This is a genomic window from Laceyella putida, assembly GCF_042665195.1.
Classification (GTDB): Bacteria; Bacillota; Bacilli; order Thermoactinomycetales; family Thermoactinomycetaceae; genus Laceyella; species Laceyella putida.
This window is the reverse complement of the sequence record NZ_JBHTBW010000067.1, coordinates 1-4738: the sequence shown is the minus strand read 5'-3', so window position 1 is coordinate 4738 and position 4738 is coordinate 1. Positions and strand designations below refer to the sequence as shown.

Genomic DNA, 4738 nt, shown 5'->3' with positions numbered 1-4738 from the left:
TGAGCCGTTTTGGTTCCAGAAACTGTAGAATAATCATTTTTAAGTAATCTTTCTGCATCAGTCTCATCAACAGGGGCAAATTGAATCTACCTAAACAATTAGATTCCTAATACAAGTACTCACCGAATGGCCATCCTGGTACAAGAGGCGGTCCGGGTACGTGTGGTACATGTGGTACATGTGGTTCGTGAGGTTCCGGATCAACGGGGTTTCGTGGACACATTGGACAATTGCATGGATAACTTCGTGGACACATTGGACAATTGCATGGATAATTGTACTGGAAATGATCCCACGAATAAGGTGAGTAATAATTCCAATACATCCGATAAAGAGTATGCATATTGCACTCATCCTTTTTTAGAATTTAGCTCTATTCAATTTATGTGCAATGCCCAATTATGGTTACATACTCAGAAACGTTTATATCCACGCTTTTTCTCCCACTCCCCATATGTCAGATACTCCTCCACCCCCTCACCTCGAATCAACCTTTCCTGTGGTTCGCCAACCAACTGGAGCCGGAAGATACATGGGCAATTGATGTCATCTCTTGCTGTTTTCATGAGTCCTGGTGCGGGACCCCTGCCACCAAACTGACTGACAAAGTCCTCATCTACCCCTACAATTGTGCCGTCGAGTCGTCGATGTGCCGGCCTTGTCCTCTTGTCCAATGTCGCATCCCAAACCTTCACCATATTCAGCCCTAACTCAGCGGCTTTCTTGGTGCTTTCTACTTTCCCTTTGTTTCTCACCCGATGCCCCTCTGTCCGGGCAATGGTGCGGGATTTATTGGCATCCTGTTCCAATACCTTTTTCATTCGTTGAGCCATTTCTTCATAGCTGTCACCCAAGATCAATCCTTCTTGAGCCAATTGATGCTTAATTTCCGCGATGATTCTTTTCCGGTTTCGCTGAAGCCGATCGATTAGGGTAAGTTTATCAATCGGGGCCAGCACCGCTTGCTTGATCATCAGGATTAAGGAGTTCCCAAGTAAGTTGCGCCCCAGCCAACTCCATCTCTATGGCCCATCCCGTCATGTAATACATGTCCCGGTAGGTTTCAGCCAGCGAATCAACCAGGAGCTTACCACTTTGAGCATAGATACGGCTGATTTCACGGATAATCGCTTTTTCCAGATTGCTCAATCGCCTACGTTGCTTCGTTGTTCTTCGCTCATGGGGAATGTGGCATACAAGTCCGCCAACTCTCTCCTAATTTGCTGTAATGCCCTTCGGTATTCCTTAATCAATGTCTTCTCTGTCTTGGTTAAAATCTGATTGGCTCGCTGATCCACTTTCTTCAGGTTGCTCTCCAAACTCATCATCCACGCCACAGGCACGGAAATCGGGCGACCCATTATTAAAGGCGATCTGGCCACCCACCGTTATATCGCCAAAAATGTGCGCGACTTCGCCATGGAGATGAACCCCAACTACAAAGTGATTTCGTCTACCGTCAAACCATGTCAAAGTGAATGTCTACTATGCGGAAGAGCACGCCAAGTTCTCCCAGGACCTCCTGCAAAGCGGAGTGGACAGCATTAAGCTCTTCAGCGAAAAGTTTGGCGCCTACCCCTGGCCGGAGCTGGATGTCGTCAGCATGCGCGGTTGGTTTGGCGGCATGGAGTATCCCCAATTGGTCATGATCTCACTCCCGGACAGCGCCACCCCGGCTTGGGTGCGCTCTGTCAACGCCCATGAGATCGGGCACCAATGGTTCTACGGCATCATCGGCAACAACGAGTATGACGAGGCTTGGCTGGACGAATCGTTTGCCACCTACTCCGCCGCCCTCTATGACAAGGAGATGGATCAACTCACGGCGGAACCCGTTCCGGGCTATCATCTATCCTCCCCCGTCTCCGACTTCACCGCGCACGGGGAAGAGGGCATCGCCGCCTACTACAACATGATCTACGACTACGGCTCCCGCACATTGAACGATTTGCGCAAACTGTTGGGAGATGAGCAATTCTACGCTTCCATGCAAGCGTACTTCAAGGAGAAGAAATTTGGCATCACCACCACCAAAGACTTTATCCGCATCATGGAAGAAACCAGCGGTCGCGAGGTTAATCCGGTTTGCTTTTACTTGGATGTTTCAATACCTCGTAGGTAGTTCATAAACTTCACCATAGAAATCAATCTACTGCTCCCGACTAAGTTTCATTACCTCTTAGGTACTTCATAAACCAGATTTGCCATTGGAAGAAGCGGCAACTTGTCGCAGGTTTCAATACCTCATAGGTAGTTCATAAACCCTATAAATAGATTAAAAGCACCTATATCCTCACTATATATGTAATGTAGTTCACTTGCTATATATAAATATACTGTAATTACAAAATAATAATTGTCGTCGATCCCCAGAGTTTTTTACACTACTGTAGATCGACGACAACTCGATTAACAAAAAAACGAACTTAGAATGGACTGACTTAACCATACCATTTATTTTACCCATCCAATACAAATGCACAAACCCTTTTGGAAGTGAGGGGTCAGAATCATACATAATATACATTTCTCTATATACTCCCATCACATAGTAAAAATCTTCAATATCCCCCTCTTCTTTTGATCAAATGGATTCATCTATAGCTAATTGCTTAGATTCAATTAATTGGGATCAGGCCCTTCCGGGCCTTTATTTATTTGTAATCACCCAGATATCTGCAAAGTGTCGCCTTGGAGACCTGAAGCGTTTCACAAATTTTCCACCTCTTCATTATCAACTCATACCGCGATATCTTTTTTCTGATAATACACATATGCAAATATAACACTGACCAAAATCACAGCCACCATAATCCAGACGTACAGAGCATCAATTGCATTATTTTTTACGATATCCGCTGCATCTACATATTTAAAAAAGCTTAGATATTTAAAGTCCTCTAGATCCTCTGTAACACCAGACATAATGTTTAGGAAATAAGAACCGAGTACAATCCCCAAAGAAATCGAAACAATGCTTCTTGTTTTCTTCATCAACGCTGAAAGCGCAAAAGAAATTGTAGCAAATGTGAGATGAAGTAATACAGTAGCTATAATCAACAACGTAAAAGGTTTAATATCAACTTCTTCTTTAGCAAATTGGAATGCAATGAGGCTTAATCCTGTTACAAATGCGTTTAAGATAAGGATATTCACAATAACCGCCAACAGTTTTTGCGTGATGATCTGTGTTCTTGTTAATGGTTTAGAAAGTAAAAACTCAATCGTTTTATCAGTTTCTTCCTTCGCAATGATATTGGCCGCAAGCATCGCAGCAAAGATACTTCCGAGTAGTGTGGTCATCAAATAGATTTGGACACCATAAAAGCCTACTAATGTAGTTAAGTCTAATTCATCCATTCCAAATGCTTTTTTGATACCCTCTGGGTATGCATCAAGTAATTCTTTCTTCGCTTTTAGTGCATCCGCCATCTGCTGAAAATTAGCCAGTAATAAAAAGGCATATCCCCCAATAATAAGGCTCCAAATAATCAATGACTTGGCATTTCCAGCAAACTCTCTTCTAAAAAGCATGCTGTTCCCCCCTTACTTTTCGTAGTAATGCATGAATATTTCTTCTAATGATGGCTCTTCAATCGATATATCTTTGATTGGAAGCTGGGTTAATTTCACGAGCAACGGATTGATATCTCCACCATAAAAGAGTGTGATCGTATTTCCTGTTCTTTCTTGCTTGACGATTCCTGCCAGCTGTAAATCGATATCATACTCACCATCAAGTGTAATCGTTACATTTTTTACTTTGTTATGTGTTAACGCTTCGACTGATTCTACTTTTACAAGAATACCTTCTTTGATAATGGCTACACGGTCACATGTCTTTTGTATCTCACTAAGAACGTGAGAGGAAAAAAAGATGGTCACTCCTTTGTCTCGTTCTTCTTGCAAAAGTTCAAAAAAGGTGTTTTGCATCAATGGATCAAGCCCACCGGTAGGCTCATCGAGAATCAGCAGTTTCGGTTCATGTAGGAGCGCTTGCACAATCCCTACTTTTTTGCGATTACCAAACGATAAATCCTCGATCTTGCGAGTTAAATCTAAGTCCAGTCGATCCGCCAATTTCTTCATGCGATTGGTGTCCAGCTTCTGATGGAAGTTAGCTGAATAACGTAGAAGATCGATCACTTTCATGTCATCGTAATAATGAATTTCTGATGGGAGATAACCTACCTGTTGCCTGATTTCTTTTGAATGTTTCACGATATCTTTTCCAAATATAGTGGCACTTCCGCTGGTAGGGTATATGAAGTTTAGCAAAAGTCTAATGGTAGTGCTTTTACCTGCTCCATTGGGACCAATGAAACCAAAGATTTCCCCTTCTTCAATGGAAAATGAAAGATTTTCTACACCTTTGCTTTTTTTGTTGTAATACTTGGTTAAATTACGGATGTCTACAATTTTGTTCAAAATCTTTCCCTCCTCTTTATATGAAAGTTTGTCTATTCGTGAGATTCGGTCAGTCGGGTATTGTGGCTCCGTACCAGCCTGTGCCCTCCCTGTGGGTATGCTGCCTTGCGAAGATGCAGAAAAGTCCACTTGGTAGCGGAGCCCTCATACTAGAGGACTTGCGCATGTCACTCCGCCCCAATCCGCACTCCTTGCTATGACAATACCGGAGAAACGCATGCTTACATAGTAACTGGAGTCATATGACTAGGGCGTGTCTGGTGAATCCATCATGATTTCCTGTTAGAATGTTCATAACAACAAAAGCAAG

6 protein-coding genes are annotated in these 4738 nt (G+C 43.0%); 1 reads left to right on the top strand and 5 read right to left on the bottom strand.

The genetic code is table 11. The annotated features are described in order from the left end of the window. Window positions 1–413: 413 nt before the first annotated feature. The 3 genes from ACFQNG_RS18115 to ACFQNG_RS18105 are packed head-to-tail and all read right to left on the bottom strand — an operon-like array spanning window position 414 to window position 1382. A complete protein-coding gene (locus tag ACFQNG_RS18115; RefSeq protein WP_379867254.1) occupies window positions 414–974 on the bottom strand; it encodes a phage minor head protein in 561 nt (186 codons plus the stop codon). Continuing rightward, window positions 943–1149, bottom strand: coding sequence for a hypothetical protein (locus ACFQNG_RS18110; protein ID WP_379867252.1), 207 nt, complete (start codon window positions 1147–1149; stop codon window positions 943–945). Before ACFQNG_RS18110 ends, ACFQNG_RS18115 begins: the two co-directional genes overlap by 32 nt. Then, window positions 1146–1382, bottom strand: a complete 237-nt coding sequence (locus tag ACFQNG_RS18105; protein ID WP_379867250.1) for a hypothetical protein — start codon at window positions 1380–1382, stop codon at window positions 1146–1148. The genes ACFQNG_RS18110 and ACFQNG_RS18105 overlap by 4 nt, the downstream gene beginning before the upstream one ends. A gap of 92 nt (window positions 1383–1474) precedes the next feature. Between ACFQNG_RS18105 and ACFQNG_RS18100 the strand changes: the two genes are divergently transcribed. Further along, on the top strand, window positions 1475–2122 hold the full coding sequence (locus ACFQNG_RS18100; RefSeq protein ID WP_379867247.1) for a M1 family aminopeptidase: 648 nt from the start codon (window positions 1475–1477) through the stop codon (window positions 2120–2122). Between the two features lie 617 nt (window positions 2123–2739). Here ACFQNG_RS18100 and ACFQNG_RS18095 read toward each other — a convergent pair. Beyond that, window positions 2740–3534 (bottom strand): ABC transporter permease subunit, encoded by a 795-nt coding sequence (locus ACFQNG_RS18095; protein ID WP_379867244.1) that lies wholly within the window; start codon window positions 3532–3534, stop codon window positions 2740–2742. A 12-nt stretch (window positions 3535–3546) separates the two neighbouring features. Then, entirely contained in the window at window positions 3547–4428 is an 882-nt protein-coding gene (locus tag ACFQNG_RS18090) for an ABC transporter ATP-binding protein (protein ID WP_379867241.1), read from the bottom strand. Window positions 4429–4738 lie beyond the last annotated feature (310 nt).